This window comes from Enterococcus sp. H57 (assembly GCF_003112495.1).
GTDB lineage: Bacteria > Bacillota > Bacilli > Lactobacillales > Enterococcaceae > Enterococcus_B > Enterococcus_B faecium.
Window position 1 is genome coordinate 11492 of the sequence record NZ_BEHC01000042.1, and the last position, 21197, is coordinate 32688.

Sequence of the window (21197 nt, forward strand, 5' to 3'; positions counted from 1 at the left end):
TACCATCAATTTGATTTACAGATAAAATTAAGCTTTTACAACGTTTGCAGCTTGTGGGCCGCGGTCTGATTCTTCAACGTCGAAAGTCACTGCTTGACCTTCTTCTAATGTTTTGAATCCGTCACCTTGGATAGCTGAGAAGTGAACGAATACGTCGCTTCCATCTTCACGTGAGATAAATCCAAATCCTTTTTCAGCGTTGAACCATTTTACTGTTCCGTTTTCCATAATAATATCCTCCTCGTGCCAAAAGCACTAATTTAAATTGTAACATTGCTCGTGTACGATAGAGGTGCAACAGATGTTTCAACTTCTATTCCCAAACAAAATTACAATACAATTGTACACTTGCTTCATTTTTTTTGCAAGAAAGCAACTTACTTCTCTTCCATCATTCCTTCTTCTCTCAAACTAAAATATCGTTTGCGTCCGATGATCAAGTGGTCCAGTACAGTGATCCCCATCATTTCTCCACACTTTTGTATCCTTTTGGTAAAATTCATATCCTGCTGCGATGGAATAACATTACCAGAAGGATGATTATGCGCTAAAACGATCCTTGCTGCACAATAACGTACAGCATAATGGAAAATTTCTCTAGGATGAGCGACTGACTGATTCAGCGAACCGATGAACACTGTTTTTTTTAAGATCACTTGATTCTTCGTGTCCAAATAAATACAAACCAAATGTTCTTGTTTGTGATCTTTCATTTCCAGAATCAATTGCTGGGCCAATTCGTAGCTGGTACGAACCGGTGGAGCCGCTCTTTCATGATCCGTCTGAATTCGTCGACCTAATTCGATCAAGGCTTTGATTTCGATTGCTTTCACGCGTCCTATCCCTCGAATCTCTTCTAACTCATGCAAAGTAGCCTGTCGTAAAGAGGCCAGTCCTCCAAACGTTTTTAACAGATTTCCAGCAATCGACATCACACTATAAGGGTGTTGACCGGTACGCAGTAAGATTGCCAAAAGCTCCTGATCCGATAAAGCTTCCGCGCCATAAATTTCCATACGTTCCCTTGGTAAAGAGCTAGTAGGTACTTCTTTGATCAATCGTTTTCCCAAAAAAACATCTCCTTTCTATCTTATCTAAAATAAGATACGAAAAGAGATGGATTTTTATTTTAACAATGCAGGGATTTCATGTAAAGAAGAAACAACCCCAGCTGTTTTTTTGATCAATTCTTGAGATGGTGGAAGCAGATCTGGTACCATGACTACCGGGATCTCAGCCGCAGAAGCTGCTAAAATACCATTTTGTGAATCTTCTAAAATCAATGTTTCTTTCTTCGCTGTACCTAGCTTCTGATTAGCTAACAAGAAAATTTCTGGGTCTGGTTTTGCTCGTTGAACATTTTCTGCAGAAACAATCGTCTCAAATCGTTCAAACAGATTGTTCTTCTTCAATAAAAGTTCAATGACTGCTCGTTGGTTACTGGAAGCGACAACTTTGGGAATCTGATGTTCTTCTAAAAAAGAGAGGAGTTCCAACACACCGGGCTTCATTTGTACCGCTCCTTGCGAAAAACGTTCAAGCGTTTCCTAGTATGAATCATCTATGAATCTTTGTACACTTGTTTTGCCAAATTCCGAGAAAATCATATGATAATTCGCCCATACTTCTTCATCTGAAACACCTAAGAATTTTAAATACAGGTCTTTATCATAAGGAAAACCCATCTTGTCTGCTACTACTTGTGTGGCTTCGTAATACACTAACTCTGTGTCGAACAGCAAACCATCCATGTCAAAAATCACTGCATTATACTTCATGATCTCCTCCTAATTGTATTAATAAATGGCGAACTTCTGAAATGAAATAAAGTGAACCGGTCACAACTAATACGTCTTCATTTGTCATCTTTTCCAATATATCTGCTAATCCGAATTGCCACAATGAAACGATTGATACTCTCTCACTTGCTAAATCTGATACTTCACTTAATTCGATGGCTTTTGGATGTTCAAAGGTCGTCAAATAAATATGGACATTTGGTACTTGCTGCAATCGTTCTAGCATTTCTCTAACATTTTTAGTTCGTAAGGCGGAAAACAAAATGTTGATTTGATATCCTTTGAATTCTTTTTTCAAATTCTCAACAAGCCGGTTCATTGCATGCGTATTATGGGCACCATCTAAAACAACTAATGGCTCGTTACTCAAACGCTCCATTCTTCCTGGCCATCGAGATTTCTTCAATCCCTTCAAAACATCTTTTTCTCGGAAAGGCAGCTTTTCCAATTGACAGTAAACAAAATACAATTCGATGGCTACTCCTGCATTTTCAGCTTGATGTTGCCCTAAAAGCGGAGTGGTTAATTGAGGGATCTTTCCTATTTCATTAAAAAATTCAAATACTTCTCCCCACATCTCATCAGGATGCAGATAGTTTATTTTATAATTTTCCCCGTATACATAAAGCGGTGCATTTTTTGCTTTAGCTGTTTGTTGGATGACAGTAAAAGCTTCTGGGGCAATATTTCCTGTTACTACTGGAACGCCCTGTTTGATGATTCCAGCTTTTTGTGCAGCGATTTCTTCAATTGTATCTCCAAGTATTTCGGTATGATCAAGTCCAATCGTTGTTATTCCCGTCAGCATTGGTACAGCTACATTGGTAGAATCCAATAAGCCGCCTAAGCCAACTTCGATAATCGCTACGTCCACTTTCTTCATCAAAAAATAATCAAATGCCATTGCTGTTAATGTCTCGAATTCAGTAATACCAGCTACTGCTTCAAATTGATCAAGTTGTTTGATCAGTGGCTGATATTTTTTTACAAGCTGGATCAAATCATTGTCTGGGATGCTTTTGCCATTGATTGCGATCCGTTCATTGAACGTTTCGATATAAGGTGAAGTAAATGTACCTACTGTCAGCCCAGCCTCTTCTAATAGGCTTCTCAAATAAGCTACAGTAGAACCTTTTCCGTTTGTTCCAGCGATATGGATCGTTTTTACTTTTCTCTCTGGATGCCCTACCACTTCTAATAAAGCTTCGACTCGGTCAAGGCCAGGACGTGAACCAAATGGTAATCGACTATGGATCCATTCTATTGCTTCTTCAATCGTCATCAACAATTCCCCCATTTCTCTTTTATTATAACAAATAGAACACATAAGAAAAATAAAAGTATGACAAAGAGAAAAGAAACAGAGAGAGGAACGATTTTATCAACTACTTTATTGACTCTTGATACATGATCCATCTCCCTCCTTCTCCTACATAATAAGAGTAGACTAAAAAAGAGATGTGACAAAATTTATGTCACATCTCCTTATGAATCGAAGCTAAGAGTGAGGCTCAAACTCTTTCCTGTAACGATGTTCAATCAGCTAGCTTTTAGTAATAGCTAGCTGATTGAACACTCTCTTTTTCTATTCTTATTGAATAGTACGCAAACTTTCGATTCGTTCTTTGACAGCCGTTTGCTTCTCTAAATAATCTTTTTCTTTTGCACGCTCTGCCTCTACTACTTCTTCCGGCGCGTTAGAAACAAAACGTTCATTAGAAAGTTTTCCTTGGACACGTTTTACTTCGCTTGTCCACTTTTCCAGTTCTTTTTCTAATCGTTTGATTTCTTCTTCAATATTGATCAATCCTGCTAACGGCAAGAAGATTTCTGCACCTGTCAGAACAGCTGACATCGCTAGATCTGGCGCAGTGATCTCACTTGATATCGTCAACTCTTCGGGATTACAGAAGCGTTCGATATAGCTTGTATTTTCAACTAAAAATTGATCGATTTTAGCATCGTTTGTTTTAATTAGCAACGTAATTGGTTTAGACAATGGTGTATTCACTTCTGAACGAATATTTCGAACGGCTCGAATCAATTCTTTCAATACTTCCATCCCTTTAGAAGCTGTTTCATCATCAAACTCTGGACGTACAACAGGATATTCTGCCACTACTAGAGAATTTCCCTGATGAGGAATATGTTCCCATATTTCTTCTGTAACGAATGGCATGATTGGATGCAATAAACGTAGGATCTGATCAAGTGTATGAACTAAGATGCTACGGGTGGTTTGTTTTGAAACAGCATCATCTCCATAAAGTACTTCTTTACTCATTTCGATGTACCAGTCACAAAAATCATCCCAGATAAAGTTATACAGTTGTCGACCTGCTTCACCAAATTCAAAACGATCAAATAGCTCAGTTACTCGTTCGATCGTTTCATTCAAACGAGTAAGGATCCACCGGTCAGCCACTGATTTTTCTCCAGATAAATCGATCTCTTCTACGGTCATTCCTTCGATATTCATGATAACGAAACGTGAAGCATTCCAGATTTTGTTGATAAAGTTCCAAGAAGCATCCATTTTTTCATAGCTGAAGCGGACATCTTGTCCTGGTGCAGAACCATTCGATAAGAACCAGCGGAGAGCATCTGCTCCATACTTTTCGATTACTTCCATCGGATCGATTCCATTACCTAATGATTTACTCATCTTCCGCCCTTGTTCGTCACGGATCAATCCATGAATCAAGACATTCTCAAATGGACGTTCGCCAGTAAATTCCAAGCTTTGGAAAATCATTCTGCTTACCCAGAAGAAAATGATGTCATAACCGGTTACTAAAGTGCTAGTAGGGAAGTATCGCTTATAATCTTCGCTTTCCGTATCTGGCCAGCCCATTGTTGAGAAAGGCCACAAAGCTGAACTAAACCAAGTGTCTAAAACATCAGGATCTTGTACCCAGTTTTCACTATCCGCTGGTGCTTCCATCCCTACATACATTTCACCTGTTTCTTTGTGATACCATGCAGGAATTTGATGTCCCCACCATAATTGTCGTGAGATTACCCAATCATGGACATTTTCCATCCAACGTAAAAACGTTTGATTGAATCTTGGAGGGAAGAATTCCACTGCTTGATCTGTTTCTTGGTTATCAATGGCTTTTTTCGCTAACGGCGCCATTTTTACAAACCATTGAGTAGACAGCCGAGGTTCAACAACGACACCTGTCCGCTCGGAATGACCCACACTGTGGATCATCGTATCGATTTTAATCAATCGACCGATTTCTTTCAGATCTTGCACGATTGCTTTACGAGCAGCAAAACGATCCATTCCAGCATATTTTCCTGCTAGTTCATTCATCGTACCATCATCATCCATAACATTTACGCGTGGAAGATCATGACGATTACCTACCTCAAAGTCGTTTGGATCATGTGCTGGAGTGATTTTTACTACACCTGTCCCGAATTCCATATCTACATATTCATCTGCAATGATTGGGATTTCTTTATTGACTAAAGGTAGAATCACTTTTTTGCCGATGAGCGCTTGATAACGCTCGTCTTCTGGATGAACAGCAATCGCCGTATCTCCCAACATCGTTTCTGGACGGGTTGTCGCAATTTCTACTACGCCTGATCCATCTGCTAGTTCATAGCTCATATGATAAAAGGCGCCTTCGATATCTTTATGAATAACTTCGATATCAGATAGAGCTGTTCGTGCTTGAGGATCCCAGTTGATGATATATTCACCACGATAAATCAAACCTTTTTCGTATAAGGTAACAAAAACTTTACGTACTGCTTCAGATAATCCATCATCTAATGTAAAACGTTCCCTACTGTAATCTAAAGATAAGCCCATTTTAGCCCACTGTTCGCGGATGTGGCTCGCATACTCTTCTTTCCATTCCCACACTTGATCGATGAACTTTTCACGACCTAGATCATAACGAGAAATCCCTTGCTCTCTAAGCTTCGCTTCTACTTTTGCTTGTGTCGCGATTCCTGCATGGTCCATACCAGGCAGCCATAAAGTATCATATCCTTGCATTCTCTTTTGACGAATCAGCATATCTTGCAAGGTCGTATCCCAAGCATGCCCTAAATGAAGTTTTCCAGTAACATTTGGGGGCGGGATTACGATTGAATAAGGTTTTGCTTTTTTATCTCCGCTCGGTTTAAACAAATCTTGTTCTAACCAATGCTGATAACGTCCAGCTTCAACTTCTTGCGGATTATATTTTGTTGATAGGTCATTTTCTTCCGTCATGCTGTTTTCCTCCTTTAAACTAAAAAACGTCCTAAAATACTTTCGTATTCTAGGACGTATGATTTACGCGGTACCACCTAAATTGCAATAATCAATCATTATTGCCTCTCAAGTGAGTTAACGATCACGACTCGTCTATCTCTACTCCATTCAAGACAGAAACTCCCAAGCTACCTTCACTGGTTGTCATTGAGAACCTTTCAGCAGATAGTTCTCTCTCTAAGAATGAATGTGCCAGTTACTCCTCTTGTTCAGCGTTATGCTTCATTCTACAATGGTTTTTTTTTTTAGTCAACAAGTGGTCGTGAAAAAACCACTTCATTTAGTACTAAAAAATTTTTGAAAGAATTACGACGAGTTCTCGCAAGATCAATAAGCCTACTCAAATTTTCCTAAGAAAAAACTTCTGAGTAATTCTCATCAAAGTAAATAAGCGTCTGCAACTCGGTTGTCAAATCAATGTATTGAACATTGACATAAGCTGGGACAGTTACTCTGTCAGGCGCAAAATTAAGTATAGCGGTTACATTTCCTTTGACAATTTCATCAATAGCAGATTGTGAATATTTACTTGGTACCGTAGAGATTGCTACTGTCACATTTTTTGCTTTGGCTATCTCCGCGAAACGATCAATCGGATAGATCATTTCTCCATCAATTACTCGATTGATCAGTGCTGGATCATTATCAAAGACGCACACGATATTTAGATTTTCATTTCTTCTAAAATTGTTGTGTTTCAATGCTTTGCCAAGATTTCCATATCCTACTAATGCGATTCGTTTTTCTTCTTTAGTATTAAGGATATTATTGAATACATCGATAAGGAAAGGGACATCATAGCCATATCCGCTTCTGCCTAGCTCGCCTAATTGCGAGAAGTCTCTGCGGATCGTTGCAGAAGGAATTTGGGTGATTTCGCTAAACTCATTTGATTTGATTCTACTTATGCCTGAGTCATCCAGCATCTTCAAGTAGCGTAAATATAAAGGTAATCTTTTCGCAGTTGCTTTTGGCAGTGTATCTGTTTTTTCTCGCATAACGACGCTCCTTGTTAATAATTTCACATATTTAGTGTAACATGTTTCTAACCCGGGAGCAAGGTTACAAGTAGGAAGGAAAAGGGTGTGAGACAAATAAAACGGAACTGTGACAAAAGTCTTGTCGCAGTTCCGTTTTCCGAATAAACGGTGTTCCAGAAGTAACTTCTTCGGAAATAAGCCGAAATTTCACAAAAATTTGAAAAGCAATTTTCGTAAATTCCTTCTTATTTCTTGAAGCTGCCCACTTCTGTCACAACCTCGCTATTTCATGGGAAATTCTCTTTTTTATATCATTTATCAACTGTAGCTTGATCTCTAAATAAAATTTTATTTTTCAGTTAGTAAAAAAGAACCGGCTTTTCCATAACTTCTTGATAAATGGTATTCAATCAGCTAATCTTCGACATTAGTTCAAAAACGGTAAAATACATGGAGCTATTTTTTCGTTTTGTTTCTCTAATACTCTGGTCAAAACACTATTTTCATAACCTCTTATAGCAATTCTGAAAATTCTTCAGTTTTTTCATTAGACGATTCTGCTTGTATCTCTTCCATCTTCAAGCCAGCTAGTGCTCGTTGGATCATTTCATCTATTGCTAAACGCTCTTCATATTGATGGACCTTTTCCAGTTGAGGGCGTGTTTTTGGCTGTGGAGGAGCAAAAATCGTACAGCAATCTTCAAAAGGCTGGATAGAAAGATTAAATGTATCGATCTGTTCTGCTACTTCAATGATTTCAAGTTTATCCATTGTCGCTACAGGCCGAATGATTGGCGTATTCGTTACTTCATTGATAGCCACCATACTTTGCAAAGTTTGTGAAGCCACTTGACCTAATGATTCACCATTCAAAATGACTAAACCATGACGAATACGGCGAATTTCATCGGTCAAACGCAACATCATTCGACGAGTAATTGTCATCCAATATCCTTGTGGCACTGACTTTTTGATTTCTTCTTGAATCTCGGTAAATGGCACTTCGATAAAATGGATCGTTCCCACATAAGGTGCTAGTTTGGCTGTTAGATCTTTTGCTTTTTGCAGTGCTTGTTCACTTGTATACGGCGGACTAGCAAAATGAACAGCTTCAATTTCCACTCCCCGCTTCATGGCAAAGTACCCTGCTACAGGAGAATCAATCCCCCCAGAAAGCATAAGCATTCCTTTTCCGCTTGTTCCTACGGGCAATCCTCCAGCTCCCTTGATCGTTTCATACGATAGATAAGCGCCATCACGCCGAATCTCTACACGTAATGGAATATCTGGTTGACGCATTTGAACTTGGATATGCGGGAAAATATCAAAAACAGCATTACCTAATGTTTGATTCAATTCATTACTTGTCAATTCAAATTGGTGATCGCTTCTTTTAGCGATAATTTTAAATGTTTCTTTCCCAGTATAAATTTCTTTCATGATGTCTTGAACAGCTTGTTTTAAAACTTCGACATCTTTTTCTACACGAATACTTGGAGAAAAATTTTGGATCCCAAATATTTTTGCTAGTTTTGGAATAACTAGCTGCCCGTCTGCGCCATTCAATAAAAGATGCATCCGGTCCCGATCAGCATGGATTTTGATTTCTGGAAAGTCTTTCAAAGCTTGTCTGACATTTTGTGCTAGTTGCATGATAAAGCTTTTTCGATTCTTTCCTTTTGTCGAAAGTTCCCCATAACGGACCATAATTTCACTGTATTTCACAAGAACACTCCTCTTTTAATTGATTGCAGAAAATTTCTTATAAAGCTGCTTGAAAATAATCATAAATTGCTCGACTTCTGCAAGCGAATTGTTTTCATCTAAGCTGATTCGAACAGCAGATGTAGCCAGATCATTTGGTACATGCATTGCGTGCAATGTACTGCTTGCCATATGTTTACGTGAGGAGCAGGCACTAGTAGTAGAAACAAATATTTGTTTTTCTTCTAAGGCATGGACGAGAACTTCGCCGCGAATTCCTTTTAGAGCAAAACATAAAATATGCGGTGCATAGTCAGTTCCTTCTGAAAAAATCGTCACTTTCTCATACGTCTTCAACGCATTGATTAGAGCTACTTTTAAGCGTTGTGTCTGCTCAGGTTTTTGTTCCTTTATCTCTAATGATAAACGTAAAGCTTTAGCCATAGCCACAATACCTGGAACATTTTCTGTCCCACTTCGCTGATTTCTTTCTTGCCCTCCACCTGTCAGTAATGGTGCTAAACGACGACCCTTTTTCCAATAAATGAAACCAGTTCCCCGTGGGCCATGGAATTTATGAGCTGAAAATGTTGCAAAATCAACTCTTTCTGTCAACCATTGCGAGAATGGTACTTTTCCAATCGCCTGAACAGCATCTACATGGAAATGAATTTTAGGAAAATCATCCAAAAGATCACTGATTTCCTGGATGGGCTGAATCGATCCTACTTCATTATTCACAGCCATAACAGAGACTAATACTGTCTCTTTTCTTATTAATTCTTTCAATTCGTCGACACGTACAAATCCGCGTTTATCCACTGGGGCGATACTTACTTCGATTCCTAATTCTTTTAATTGTTCTGCTGTCTCGCTGACGGCCGGATGTTCGACTCCTGAAATGATCATATGATTCCCATACTCTCTTTTTTCGATCATCGTTCCTTTTAATACCCAGTTATCTCCTTCTGTTCCGCCTGAAGTAAAATAGATTTCTTCTGGTTCTACATGGATCAAATCAGCGATCTGCTTTCTTGCTTGCTGCAACAACCGGTTAGCTTGATTGCCTAAATCATGCAAGCTTGATGGATTCCCAATAATCCGCTGACTGGTTTTTACATATGCATCTAAGCTTTGCGGAAAGATTGGGGTTGTTGCACTGTTATCAAAATATATCATAAGAAACCCCTCTTTTTTGAAATTCTTTTCTATTATAACGGTTGTCCAAGGTGCTTTCAAGAGCAGGTGAAATTTTCACTTGTTTCAATTTTCAAATATACAAAAAAAGACAAGAACAAGACAATAATCCGTCTTGCTCTTGCTGGTTTACTAACTTTTTTTGCTTTATACTAAGTCTGGATGATTGAAATAAAAATCTTCGATGCGTTTGAAAGCACCTGGTTCTACTCGCTCTAATGCTGTACCGATTTCGTCTAATGCTTCTTGATAGTGATATTCTTTATTGAATAAATAGTAGCTTTTATCAATTGCTTCTCTCACTTCTTCGTGTGTATGACGATAACGATTTGCATATTGGAGCATTTGCTCCGTTAATGCTGCTGCATCTACTAAATCATGTGTCTTCTTATCTAATAATTCTAGATCTTCTTCACATAGAGCAACTAAACGATTGACCTCTTCCATGTTTACTCGAATTTTATTCAAGACAACACTTAGTTCTTCAATACGGTCAGTAGCAACAAAAAAGAATTCTAGGTAATCATTCGGCAAGCCAGGCAAACGTTGTTTTTCTACAAAACGTTTCAAACTGCGCAATTTGAATTCGAATGTATCGATCTTTTCTTGCGCTTCTTTTTCGCCTTTTCTCAATTCATGTAATGAGTCGTCGATCTCTACTTGTTGCTTTTCGATATCTTCTAAGACTTTGAAGACTGTTTTATAGAACGTGCGCACTTCTGAATAAGGAATTTCGTGTTGACGGATCTGTGGAATCATCTGTTCATTTTGACGTTCCATTTCTTCCACTTCGGTTTGGAAACCTCGTACACGGCCAATTTCATTGTGGTTCAATGTATAGCTTTGAGATGTGTGGTCCAGCTCAATCAATAATTGACGGTTATTCTTTGTTGTATGTTTGATATACTCTGCAATCGTTGATTGGTTAGTTTTTACATATCTCTGAGCTTCCATTTCCCGTTCTAAGATATCATATAACGAATCAATCAAATCAGCTGTTTCACGGTTTTCAAATTCGACCGTTTCAACTTCTGTTTTTTCAAGATTGGCTAATGAATTTTCAATTCTTCGACTTACTTTTGCGATATCTTCAGCAAGATCTTCTTCTGGGAATACATATTGTTCTTCCATCAATTTCTCGTAAGTATCACTGATTTCTTCAAGTTGTTCAGGGAAAGTGGTATGGAGCTCCTCATACAGCGGTGGAATTTTTTTCATCAGAGCTTCCACTTCATACGTATGTTTTTCTGCTTTATCCAAAACCTCGCGGGCTTCAACAGGGTCTCCAGAAGTGTTTAAAGTCACAAACTGCGTAAATTCTTTTTCGATCACTTTGATCTGTTTTTGCAATTCAAAAAGAGCTGGTCCGTATTCATGCTCGTCTTCTCTGACTTTTTCTTTCAGTTCTTCATAGACGTCAAGTGCCTGCTGAACAGCTAGTGAGTTGCGTTCTTCCGTTTCCCGCAATTCCTTTAGACCTTCACGGATTTCCGTCACTTGTTTCTCCATTTGGTCCATTGTAGCTTCTGCTTCAACAACTGCTTTTTTTCCTTTTAAGAACCGAAAACTTTCATTGAGGTTTTCCACTTCGAAAATTTGACTTTCTAGTTCAGCGAACGAGGAAGTAGATATGTCATTCCATTTTTGACTCCATTCACGAAAGGTATTTTGGCTTTGCCCAACCAGATGCATTTTTTTAACATCATCGACTTCTTCAATCACTGGCAAGTCAAATAATTCTTCCTTGCGTTTTTCTAAGGCATCCAATCGATCTTGGTTTTTTTTCTTCATCAAGTAACTAACCAAAAAGACGACAATGGCGACTATAATGATTGCAATGACGATTCCGATGATAACATTATTTCCCATTTATGGTTCCTCCGTTTTCAGTATGCATCTTTTATGCAACAGATGGCGTTCTGCTTGGCATAAATCCAAATAATACGTCTCTCGTGCAAAAGACATCTATTCTAGATTATAGCATACTATTTTCATGCATTCACTAGCTTAAACGAAAATCTTTTGTTTTTCCATCGTATAAAGATAACAAAAATAGTGAAACTCTGATCACTCTTTTTCATTTGTGCACATGCCTATATCAGCGGATTTCTTCTTAGCAATCGCTTCTTGAATCTGACGTTGGATTTCTGCCGCGATTTTAGGTTCTGGAGCATATTCCATCTGCCAGTTTTCAGGTTTCAACACTTTATTTGTTACAGGGTCATAATGAGGTTTTCCATCTGGAAATAATTTCCCCATATTTGCCTGATGGACGATTTCGAATATTCGATCAGGCACTATTCCTAGTAATGAAAAAGAACCATAAGTAAAGTAAAGGATATCTGTCAGTGCATCTACTTGTTCAACCAGCGGATCACTTCCCCACTGTGTTTTACCAAGTATTTTTTCTTCTGCTTTATCTAATGCTTCGTGCAGCAGCATAACAGCTTCATGCAGTTGTTCTTTATTAGGTGAAGTAGCTGCAACAAATTCAACAAGTTCTTCTATTTTGAACGCAGCACGTGTATGAGCTTCATTTTCTGTAAAAGCCGTGGGTATCTCTGGTCTTCTTGGATCAAAAGTTTTGTGGAATGTTTCTACTTTTTGAAAAGGTGTCTCTGCTTCCATACTGATTTTTTCCTTCTTTCATTGACTAATAAATCAGACCGAAGTGTTTCAGTCCTTCGTATATCCCATCTTCTTCATTTGATTGAGTCACAAAGTCTGCAGCATGTTTTACTTCGATCTGAGCATTCCCCATGGCCACTCCAATTCCTACACCTTTCAGCATCTCGATATCATTGTAATGATCGCCGAATGCCATAATTTCTTCCATTTCAATTCCGACAGCATTTGCGAAAGCTTGGATGCCTAGTAATTTTGAACCACCTTTTGGGATGATATCTACAGTATACGTATTTGAACGCTGAAACGTACACTCGGGAAAGCGATGTTCTAACTTTTTCTGTTCTGACTCCGGACTGAGCAATATACATTGATAAATTGGTTCTTTTAATATCTCTAACGTTTCATAACGATCCTTTTGTCGGTGAGGGCTAAAAACCTGGAGGATTTTTTTCATCAGACGTACCGGGAATTTACGCGGTAAAAAGCTGACTAGTCGCTTGATAAAAATCGATTGTCCTAATAGCATCGTCGTTGATCCATCTAACCGATTTCTCGCACCAAAAACGATTTGTCGATGGTTCTCATCTGCAAATTCAACAATATGTTCCAATACTTTTTGTTCAAAAGGGTGGTCGATAATCGTGCGATCTGCAGTAAAAACCAGTTGACCATTATACACGACATACATATCTAATTCCAATTCATCAATGATTTCTTTGATCTTTACTGGGCTGCGCCCCGTTGCTACACCGCATAAAATGCCGTTTTTCCGAGCATATTCAATTGCTTGTTTTGTTGATTCCAACGCTTTTGAACGATTGGTGACCAATGTTCCGTCAATATCAAAAAAAATAGCTTTGATCATAGACTTCGCCCCTTTCTTGAATAAAATAAGCCCTTAAAACAGATCCATTTGGGTTGGATTGAGTCCATCTGGCTTGATATTTAATATTTTTTGCAGTGCTAATGCATTTTCAGCCGCATCACCACCAGAATTATTATTAAAAATCACACCTACCTCTTTTGTCTTAGAATCAACTACTTTGACTTCATGTGCTAGTTCTTGCAGTTCTTTTTCTGAATAACGATATAACGTTCTTTTTTTACGCCACTCTTTATCATTTGCTTGCCATCCTTGCGCATTCCTACCATGGAATCGAAAAAGAGCAAAGTTCGGATTGGTGACAAATGGATCAAAAGGAATCGTTGTATTCAGCAACTGTGGCTCATCGATGATGGCTAAAGAAAAAGCGGCTCTAGACATAAAGTTTCTTGTACGTTCAAGAAATTCATCGCTGTACCAAGAATAATCCCGCAATTCTATAGAAACAGGATAACCCTCAAACCACTTTCTAAGTTTGCGCAAGTACTGGACATTTTCTTTCGTACATTTGAATGATGAGGGGAATTGGACTAAAAAGCAAAACATCTTTCCAGCATCTACCATTGGCGACATAACATCTAAAAAATGCGCAATCATCTCTTCTTCGGTCTGATAATAAGGCTTCCAGTCTCCTTGACCGCTGATTCCTTGATAGACTTTGACTACAAAGCGAAATGATTCAGGTACTTCACTTATCCAATTCTCAACTGAGGACTTTCGGGGAATTCCATAATAGGCAGTATCTAATTCCACTAAGGGTAGAAACCCTGCATATTCATAAAGAGTGTTATTCTTTTTACCAGTTAATTTGTCATGTTCTTTAAACGATGTTAATCCGATTCTGATCATTTCCGGCCACCTTCGTGATTGATTTCCTTGGCTGCTTTCTTGTAAAAGAAACTCAACCAGATACTCCATTGTATTAGGAGGTCAAGGTTGAGTCTTTTCCATTTTAATAAGGTCAGCTTTTTTATGATAAGTTAGGCTATTCGTTATTCTTCACTGATAGCAAAACTCTTTTATATAGTATACAATAAGATTTAACGGCTATGCAAAATTATTCGTAAGGAAGTCTGTAAAATGAAAAAAATACTTGTACTACACACCGGCGGAACGATCGCCATGAAAGAAAACATGCTCACGGGCGGTGTTAGTCCTGATGTGGCAAACCCATTATTAGATGCAGAAATCACACTCCCCAAGCATGTAGAATTATTAGTTGAAGATATCTTCAATCTTCCCTCACCACACATCATGCCTTCTCACATGTTGGTATTAAAAGAACGTATCTTGTCCGCTTATGCATCAGGTATATCCGGAGTGGTGATCACACACGGTACAGATACATTAGAAGAAACTGCTTTTTTTCTTGATACAACGATTGGCAACAAATTACCAATTGTTTTGACTGGGGCAATGCGTTCAAGTAATGAACTTGGAAGTGACGGCCTTTATAATTTTGAAAGTGCGATTCGTGTCGCAAGTTGTGAAGAAGCGCTAGATAAGGGGGTTTTGGTGGTCATGAACGATGAGATCCATTCTGCACGCTACGTGACAAAGACCCATACCACAAATGTTGCTACTTTCCGAACACCTACATTGGGTCCCATCGGCTTAGTAACTAAGAATCGAATTTTATTCTTGCAGGAACTTTTAGAAACAAAGCGACTGGACATTTCCGCTGTAGATGGGACTATCCCGATCGTTAAAGCATATGCTGGGATGCAAGGGGACTTATTGGAAGCCATCGCCCATACGAAAGTAGACGGTTTGGTAATCGAAGCTTTAGGTGCGGGGAATCTCCCTCCACAAGCCTTAGCTGCTTTGGAAAAGCTTCTTGTCCAAAAAATCCCTGTAGTACTTGTTTCTCGTTGTTTCAATGGAATCGCAGAGCCTGTTTATGATTATGAAGGCGGGGGAAAAGAACTAGAAAAAATGGGGATTATTTTCTGTAACAGTATTAATAGTCAAAAAGCACGTTTAAAACTATTGATTGCTGTAAACTATGGTTTGTCGGGTGAAGAATTGATTTCGTTTATCCAAAACTAAACATCATTATCTAATAGCTAAACTTAAAAAGAGAGGCTGTGACAAAAATAGCTTCTTCGAAAACTAAGTCGAAAATTTACAAAAATTTGAGAAACAATTTTCGTAAATTTCTTCTTATTTCTTGAAGTTGCCCCCTTCTGTCACAACCTCTTTTTTATTTATTTTTCCATATAATATTTGCTTCACAATACAGCTGTTCTTGCATTCGGATTTCATGTTTTGTTTTGACACCATTTTCGATAGGGATTTGTTCAAAATGGCTTTCGATCTCATTCCCGTACTCTACTTCTTTATCAAATCGAATAATTACTTTTTCTGGAACATGCGTAGTCAAAAAGTCATATCCTAATACGTCAATGATCCAATTAAAATACATCGCATTATTAACATGCTGATTACTATCGATATCATAAAAACGAACACGATATGGCAACATGAAGCCCGAATCAATCTTTTCAATTTTTTCCTGACGCTTGATTTTCTTGATCTTCTCACTCTCAAAAGGAGCAATGATCTCTTCATTAACACTGCTCATTTTTCGATTCACAAAATCCATCAATACGAAAACAGATTCTATTTTGACTAATTCTTTCCCATCTTCATCATGGATCCAGAAGTTCCGATAACAGAAAAACTTATTGTACTCCATGGCTTGAGTCGTTACTGAGATTACTTCACCGACTCTAGGGAGACGATTAATCTCCATGGAATAATTCGTGATGACCCAAGTAAGTCCAAAGCTATTGACGAATTCACTGCCTCTTCCCAACTGGTCGCTTTGATCTTCAGACGTTTTGATAACTACTCCTAACATCGAAGGAAATGTCATCGTTTGGTTGATGTCACACTCATAATATGAAACTTCATGCTTTTTGGTATATTTTTTTGCCAAAAACACGCCCTCCTCTTAAAAATTTTCTAGTAATTGATCTACTTGGGAACCGTAACTTTCTCCAAACATATTCAAATGTGCCAAAAGATAATATAACTGGTAAATCGGCAGTCGGTCTTTCCATCCCTTTTCTAATGGAAATATAGTTTGATAAGCATCTAAAAATTCCGGTCGGAAACCACCGAATAACTGGCTCATTGCAATATCTTGTTCCCGATTCCCATAAGAAACAGCTGGGTCGACAAAAACTGGATGCCCTTGCTGGTCAAAGAACACATTACCACTCCACAGGTCTCCGTGCAAGAGGCGTGGAGTGATCTTTTTTGGTTCAACCGATTTCAATACACGTTCTTTAAATCGCAGATACTTTTCTTGACGCTGTACATTCCATCGATTCGTTTCTTCTGCCAAAGAAATCTGGGATTCAAGCCGATCTTTAAAGAAAAAAGTCCACCAATCTTCTTCAAAAGAATTTTTCTGAACAAGTGTACCCAAATAGTTATCTTTACGAAAACCAAATTGTGGCGCTGTTTGCTGATGGAGATTAGCTAAAGCTGCAGCAAGATCTCGTTGATCCCCTTTTCCCGGCTCGATCCATTCCATTAACAAATAAGCGCCTTCACTTGTTTCACCTAGCATATACGTATCCGGTACACGTACGAATGCTGACAGTTCTTTTAATCCGTCTACTTCTGCTTCAAAAAATCCTTTTTTTACATTCGGATGGATTTTTAAAAAATAAGCACGATGTTCGGTTTTTATACGATAGGTCTGATTAACATCGCCACCAACAACTGGAATCACTTTACCATTTAATTTCAGATCAGATAAAACAGTTTGGATATCCATGACTTTCCCCCCTACTCCCAATTTTATTCTACTTCGTCATCATATTTTTAATGATAAAAGGATTATTTCCAATCCTTATCCTTTATTTAGAATTATAGCACAGGAACCATAAAAAACAGGGAATGGACTTTAAAGATAAAAAGAGCTGGCTTAAGCCAGCTCTTTTTATCTTTACTACATACTCTTCATTGAAATACTCGTCTATGCTAAAGCACCCATTGGATCCCACGGAGATAGAACAATTGGTTCTTCATTGAACGCATTTAATTGCTCTTTCGTCAATAAATCTTTTCTTACAACGATTTGGTACGTATATTCGTCCATCCAGGCATCACTCATAACAAAGAAGCCATTCTTTCCAACTTTTTCGCCCCAGCTATTTTCGACTTTCCATTTTGTTGATTGCCCGTCTACTAAGTCAACACCGGTCAATACCATCGCATGGGTCATCAGACTTTCTCCAAAATCTAAACGTTCAGCTTTAGTCATTGTAAAATCCGTATCAAATAGATCATCCATTGAATAAGCATCTAAGGCCATGATGCCACTAGTTCTAGTAGAAGATTGACCTACATCACAACCAAACCAAACAGATTCTCCTTCTTCAAGCTGAGCAATCGCTAATTTTTTGAAAGTTTCCATATCAACATTCAGATATTTGACTTCTTTCCCGCCAACGACATTTCCTAGCATCTCTACTGTATAAGAACGATTGAATGGTTTGTCTTTTGTTGGTGCATTGATCACGCTAACATAATCATCTAATTTTACACCGATGTATTTATCATAAAAAATTTGTGGTGTCAGTCCTCGGTCAAGATGATAGTTCTTTTCTTCATCGCGGTACTCAAAATCGAATTCTTTTGGAGGTGTTCCTAATGAGATAGCTAAGAAGTTATAAATGCTTTCTAGCATTTCTTCTTTCTTTTCTTCAATAGCGTCTAATGTTTCTCCTTGAGCAACCATTTTCCGTAACACTACTGCATCTTTACGCAGTAATTTGTTCAAGTAGTTATTCAAATCTCGAGAATTTGAACTATTCGCACTTTCCGGCATCACCGATTTAGGCACAACGCCATATTTTTGGAATAATGAAACGATCATATCCCATTGGCCGCCATCTTGTTGAGGAGTAGCGAGTAAGAAAGCTACTTTCCGGCTATCGATTGCCTCTTTTCCTGTTGCAATGATGTTTTCATAGAAATAATTTGCCTTTTCATATTTATCCCAGAAAAAAGTGTAATTTTGTGATAATTCAAACTCTTTTAAATGGAATTGATTCAGCATCTTATGACGGAATGTGTTCAGTGCAGCAAACATCCAGCAACGCCCCGATTGCATTTGATTAGCCACTTTCCCCGTAGCCAAATCTATAGAAAATACCGGTGTATTCTCCACATGTGCTGAAACATTTTCAGCAGAAGCAGTAATTCCGTTCTTCACAACTGCCCGCTGCAATGCCTGCTGTTTGATATTTGCTTGAAACTGTTTGTTAAATTTTGTTGTCATATCAGGCGTAATAGCTTTCATCCAATCATCCTTCCAAATCCAAGTTATACTTCGTATTTTACTCTTAAGAATTTAGAAATACAATCTCTTCTATGATGAAATTTTCATTTGAATGAGAATATACTTACAACTTCATGAAGAAAAATGTCATACGGTATACAATAGTTTTCAGATAAAAAGGAATATTTCTATGAGATAACGAAAATGGCCTGTATAATAAAGAAGAGGCCTAGAAGAACATCATACAATAAGATAGCTTTCAAAATACTCATTGAAAGAAGGAAATACTATAACATAAGAAAGGAGATGAATAAAATGAAAAACCTGATTGCTGGCGGCTTTTTGTTTGTGGGTGGTGGCATACTTATGAATACAGATAACTTTGGGAATGTCATCCCTTTTCTTGGTGCAGCTTGTGCTTTGATTGGTGTAGGAATGCTGATTTATTTCGTATTTAGCGATGATGGGAAGTATGGTTGATTATGAGTAGCCAACTCTACTCTTTCGTAAAGATTACAACATACGTGACAAAAACAGAAAGCTTGATTCATCATAATAATAAAAGAAAAAGAAACCCAAGTGATTGGATTTCTTTTTCTTTGCATAAGCTTTATTTACTCCGGCAGTAGGACTCGAACCTACGACATCATGATTAACAGTCATGCGCTACTACCAACTGAGCTATGCCGGAATCAAGTACATAAATATAATATCAATTTCTTCTAAATAACGCAATACTTTTTTTGAATTTTTTTATTATATTATCAAAGAAACCGTTCGCATTTTTTGTTATTTTTATTTTTTCTAAAATCTGTTTTCCTATTAGAGAAACACATTTTTTCGAAAAAATTCTGTTGACAAATACATTAATATTCGTTATCCTATTATTTGTATTAATGATAATGCCGCTTTAGCTCAGCTGGTAGAGCGCTTCCATGGTAAGGAAGAGGTCGCCGGTTCAAGCCCGGCAAGTGGCTTCCTTAAACAGTGCAACATGTTGGTTTAACAATGTGTCTGCGCTGTTTTTTTATTTTATGACGTAAGAAATGAATGTTTATATTTTAATAGTACAAAGAAAGTCTATATGATAACTATAAAAAGGAGAGCAATATGAAAATTGTTTTTTTGCATGGTCTAGGCCAAGACGAACAATCATGGAAAGATGTAATCTCTTATCTACCCAATAGTTATTCTTGCAAAAGTCTTTCATTGTTCAATCATTTAAACAGCACAGACACTGCTACTTTAGACGACTTAACCAAATACATCGAAGTACAATTGAATCAGATAAAGGAACCTTTTATTTTATGTGGATTATCTTTAGGCGCTGTTATTGCTTTAAACTATCTTGCAACTCCTTCTCCATATTTAAAAAAGGTTGTTTTAGTCGCTCCACAATTTGAGTCTCCTAATCGCTTATTGCTTACTTTCCAGAATATTTATTTTTACTGCGTACCTTCTAAGATATTTGAAAAATTAGGTCTATCTAAAAAACAAACCCTTACCCTACTTCGTTCACTTGAAACATTAGACTGCAAAAAACAGCTTCGTACATCACGACTTCCTAAATTGATTTTATGCGGTACCAAAGATCATGCGAATAAACCAGCAGCAAAACGTTTATATAAACTTTCAACGAATGGCCGGCTACTCTTTATTAAAAACGGAAAACATGAATTGAATAGAGAAAAGCCAGAAATAATGGCACAAGCTATGCGATCTTTTATCGAAAATAGTTAATTTAAAAAAAGACGACAAAATGTGTCGTCTTTTTATTTACCATGGTAAGAATGTTGTCTTGTTTTTTCAATACAGCTTGATTGAGACTAGTTTTATGGACAATAGAGAGAAAGTTATTGTTTTATTCCAGAGAATTTTTCTGGTCGTAGATCTACTAATTGAACATGACTGTCTAAAGAACCACTTGGGCTTTCAAGAGTAAATACACCTAGACGTGGATCTAAAGAAAGGGTCATATGTTCATCCATGTACATTTTTGAATAATCTTTTATATAAACATCCCCAATATCACTATCTAATTGGAGTTTATAATCATTTTTTCTCTGTTCTTTATCAAGAAGAAGTAAACGAAAACTAGTATCTAAAGAGCAAACACCCATTTTAGAATATTCCCCAACGCCATCATCTAAATCCAATATAACTGTTGCGCCTTCATCAATATATTTTTGTAATCTTTCTTGTGCTTGTTCCGTAATTTTAAGATACATAACTAATACGCCCTCTTTCTTTTTCTTACAAAAGCATGCTAGCATATATTAATAAAATTATCTAAAGTCCTGCTCAAAACAAAAAGATGTAAGAAATATCTTATGATATTGGATAGGCTACAATTAACTAGACAGAAAAATTAAGGTGTGTAGACTAGAAGAAAACATACCAGGAGGAATTTTTATGTCTAAGAGAACAC

At 37.6% G+C, this 21197-nt stretch carries 18 protein-coding genes, 2 tRNA genes, 1 pseudogene and 1 other annotated feature; of the genes and pseudogenes, 4 read left to right on the forward strand and 17 right to left on the reverse strand.

Translation table 11 applies throughout. The annotated features are described in order from the left end of the window. Positions 1 to 27 precede the first annotated feature (27 nt). The 12 genes and pseudogenes from DIZ30_RS09060 to DIZ30_RS09115 all read right to left on the reverse strand — a co-directional run bounded on the left by DIZ30_RS09060 (position 28) and on the right by DIZ30_RS09115 (position 14319). Complete coding sequence (locus DIZ30_RS09060) at positions 28 to 228, reverse strand: cold-shock protein (protein ID WP_002294067.1); 201 nt, start codon at positions 226 to 228, stop codon at positions 28 to 30. A gap of 149 nt (positions 229 to 377) precedes the next feature. Continuing rightward, positions 378 to 1070 carry a DNA repair protein RadC gene (gene radC, locus DIZ30_RS09065; RefSeq protein WP_002294069.1) on the reverse strand — a complete coding sequence of 231 codons (693 nt, stop codon included), beginning with the start codon at positions 1068 to 1070 and terminating at the stop codon, positions 378 to 380. Positions 1071 to 1124: 54 nt separating this feature from the next. Next, positions 1125 to 1778, reverse strand: a pseudogene (locus tag DIZ30_RS09070) (HAD family hydrolase). After that, positions 1768 to 3081, reverse strand: coding sequence for a folylpolyglutamate synthase/dihydrofolate synthase family protein (locus tag DIZ30_RS09075; RefSeq protein ID WP_002294071.1), 1314 nt, complete (start codon positions 3079 to 3081; stop codon positions 1768 to 1770). The pseudogene DIZ30_RS09070 and the gene DIZ30_RS09075 overlap by 11 nt, the downstream one beginning before the upstream one ends. Before the next feature lie 309 nt (positions 3082 to 3390). After that, a complete protein-coding gene (locus DIZ30_RS09080; protein ID WP_002326024.1) occupies positions 3391 to 6036 on the reverse strand; it encodes a valine--tRNA ligase in 2646 nt (881 codons plus the stop codon). A gap of 47 nt (positions 6037 to 6083) precedes the next feature. Further along, positions 6084 to 6300 (reverse strand) — a binding site (T-box leader). Between the two features lie 128 nt (positions 6301 to 6428). Further along, on the reverse strand, positions 6429 to 7076 hold the full coding sequence (locus DIZ30_RS09085; RefSeq protein ID WP_002287954.1) for a redox-sensing transcriptional repressor Rex: 648 nt from the start codon (positions 7074 to 7076) through the stop codon (positions 6429 to 6431). A gap of 495 nt (positions 7077 to 7571) precedes the next feature. Further along, positions 7572 to 8783, reverse strand: a complete 1212-nt coding sequence (gene thiI / locus DIZ30_RS09090; protein ID WP_002287955.1) for a tRNA uracil 4-sulfurtransferase ThiI — start codon at positions 8781 to 8783, stop codon at positions 7572 to 7574. 15 nt (positions 8784 to 8798) lie between these two features. After that, positions 8799 to 9941, reverse strand: coding sequence for a cysteine desulfurase family protein (locus tag DIZ30_RS09095; protein ID WP_002294077.1), 1143 nt, complete (start codon positions 9939 to 9941; stop codon positions 8799 to 8801). Between the two features lie 165 nt (positions 9942 to 10106). Further along, positions 10107 to 11828 (reverse strand): septation ring formation regulator EzrA, encoded by a 1722-nt coding sequence (locus DIZ30_RS09100; RefSeq protein WP_002287957.1) that lies wholly within the window; start codon positions 11826 to 11828, stop codon positions 10107 to 10109. A gap of 198 nt (positions 11829 to 12026) precedes the next feature. Then, positions 12027 to 12587 carry a haloacid dehalogenase gene (locus DIZ30_RS09105; RefSeq protein ID WP_002287958.1) on the reverse strand — a complete coding sequence of 187 codons (561 nt, stop codon included), beginning with the start codon at positions 12585 to 12587 and terminating at the stop codon, positions 12027 to 12029. Positions 12588 to 12612: 25 nt separating this feature from the next. Then, positions 12613 to 13452 (reverse strand): Cof-type HAD-IIB family hydrolase, encoded by an 840-nt coding sequence (locus DIZ30_RS09110; RefSeq protein WP_002294078.1) that lies wholly within the window; start codon positions 13450 to 13452, stop codon positions 12613 to 12615. Between the two features lie 33 nt (positions 13453 to 13485). Then, complete coding sequence (locus tag DIZ30_RS09115; RefSeq protein WP_002287960.1) at positions 13486 to 14319, reverse strand: DUF72 domain-containing protein; 834 nt, start codon at positions 14317 to 14319, stop codon at positions 13486 to 13488. 231 nt (positions 14320 to 14550) lie between these two features. Between DIZ30_RS09115 and DIZ30_RS09120 the strand changes: the two genes are divergently transcribed. Continuing rightward, a complete protein-coding gene (locus DIZ30_RS09120; protein WP_002324589.1) occupies positions 14551 to 15519 on the forward strand; it encodes an asparaginase in 969 nt (322 codons plus the stop codon). A gap of 154 nt (positions 15520 to 15673) precedes the next feature. On the opposite strand, the gene DIZ30_RS09125 is transcribed toward DIZ30_RS09120, so the two are convergent. The 3 genes from DIZ30_RS09125 to DIZ30_RS09135 form a co-directional block, all read right to left on the reverse strand. After that, positions 15674 to 16411 (reverse strand): acyl-ACP thioesterase domain-containing protein, encoded by a 738-nt coding sequence (locus DIZ30_RS09125; RefSeq protein ID WP_002287962.1) that lies wholly within the window; start codon positions 16409 to 16411, stop codon positions 15674 to 15676. A gap of 15 nt (positions 16412 to 16426) precedes the next feature. Further along, entirely contained in the window at positions 16427 to 17260 is an 834-nt protein-coding gene (locus tag DIZ30_RS09130) for a fructosamine kinase family protein (RefSeq protein WP_002287963.1), read from the reverse strand. Positions 17261 to 17461: 201 nt separating this feature from the next. Next, positions 17462 to 18790, reverse strand: a complete 1329-nt coding sequence (locus tag DIZ30_RS09135; RefSeq protein ID WP_002294080.1) for a C1 family peptidase — start codon at positions 18788 to 18790, stop codon at positions 17462 to 17464. Between the two features lie 294 nt (positions 18791 to 19084). On the opposite strand from DIZ30_RS09135, the gene DIZ30_RS13530 reads away from it, so the two are divergent. Continuing rightward, positions 19085 to 19249 (forward strand): hypothetical protein, encoded by a 165-nt coding sequence (locus tag DIZ30_RS13530; protein ID WP_002296289.1) that lies wholly within the window; start codon positions 19085 to 19087, stop codon positions 19247 to 19249. Between the two features lie 137 nt (positions 19250 to 19386). On the opposite strand, the gene DIZ30_RS09140 is transcribed toward DIZ30_RS13530, so the two are convergent. Next, a tRNA-Asn gene (locus DIZ30_RS09140) sits at positions 19387 to 19460 on the reverse strand. A 213-nt stretch (positions 19461 to 19673) separates the two neighbouring features. On the opposite strand from DIZ30_RS09140, the gene DIZ30_RS09145 reads away from it, so the two are divergent. Beyond that, positions 19674 to 19746 (forward strand) — tRNA-Thr (locus DIZ30_RS09145). Between the two features lie 133 nt (positions 19747 to 19879). Next, positions 19880 to 20509 carry an alpha/beta fold hydrolase gene (locus DIZ30_RS09150; protein ID WP_002287965.1) on the forward strand — a complete coding sequence of 210 codons (630 nt, stop codon included), beginning with the start codon at positions 19880 to 19882 and terminating at the stop codon, positions 20507 to 20509. A gap of 113 nt (positions 20510 to 20622) precedes the next feature. Here the strand turns inward: DIZ30_RS09150 and DIZ30_RS09160 are convergent, their stop codons facing one another. Then, positions 20623 to 20997, reverse strand: coding sequence for an iron-sulfur cluster biosynthesis family protein (locus DIZ30_RS09160; protein WP_002287966.1), 375 nt, complete (start codon positions 20995 to 20997; stop codon positions 20623 to 20625). Positions 20998 to 21197 lie beyond the last annotated feature (200 nt).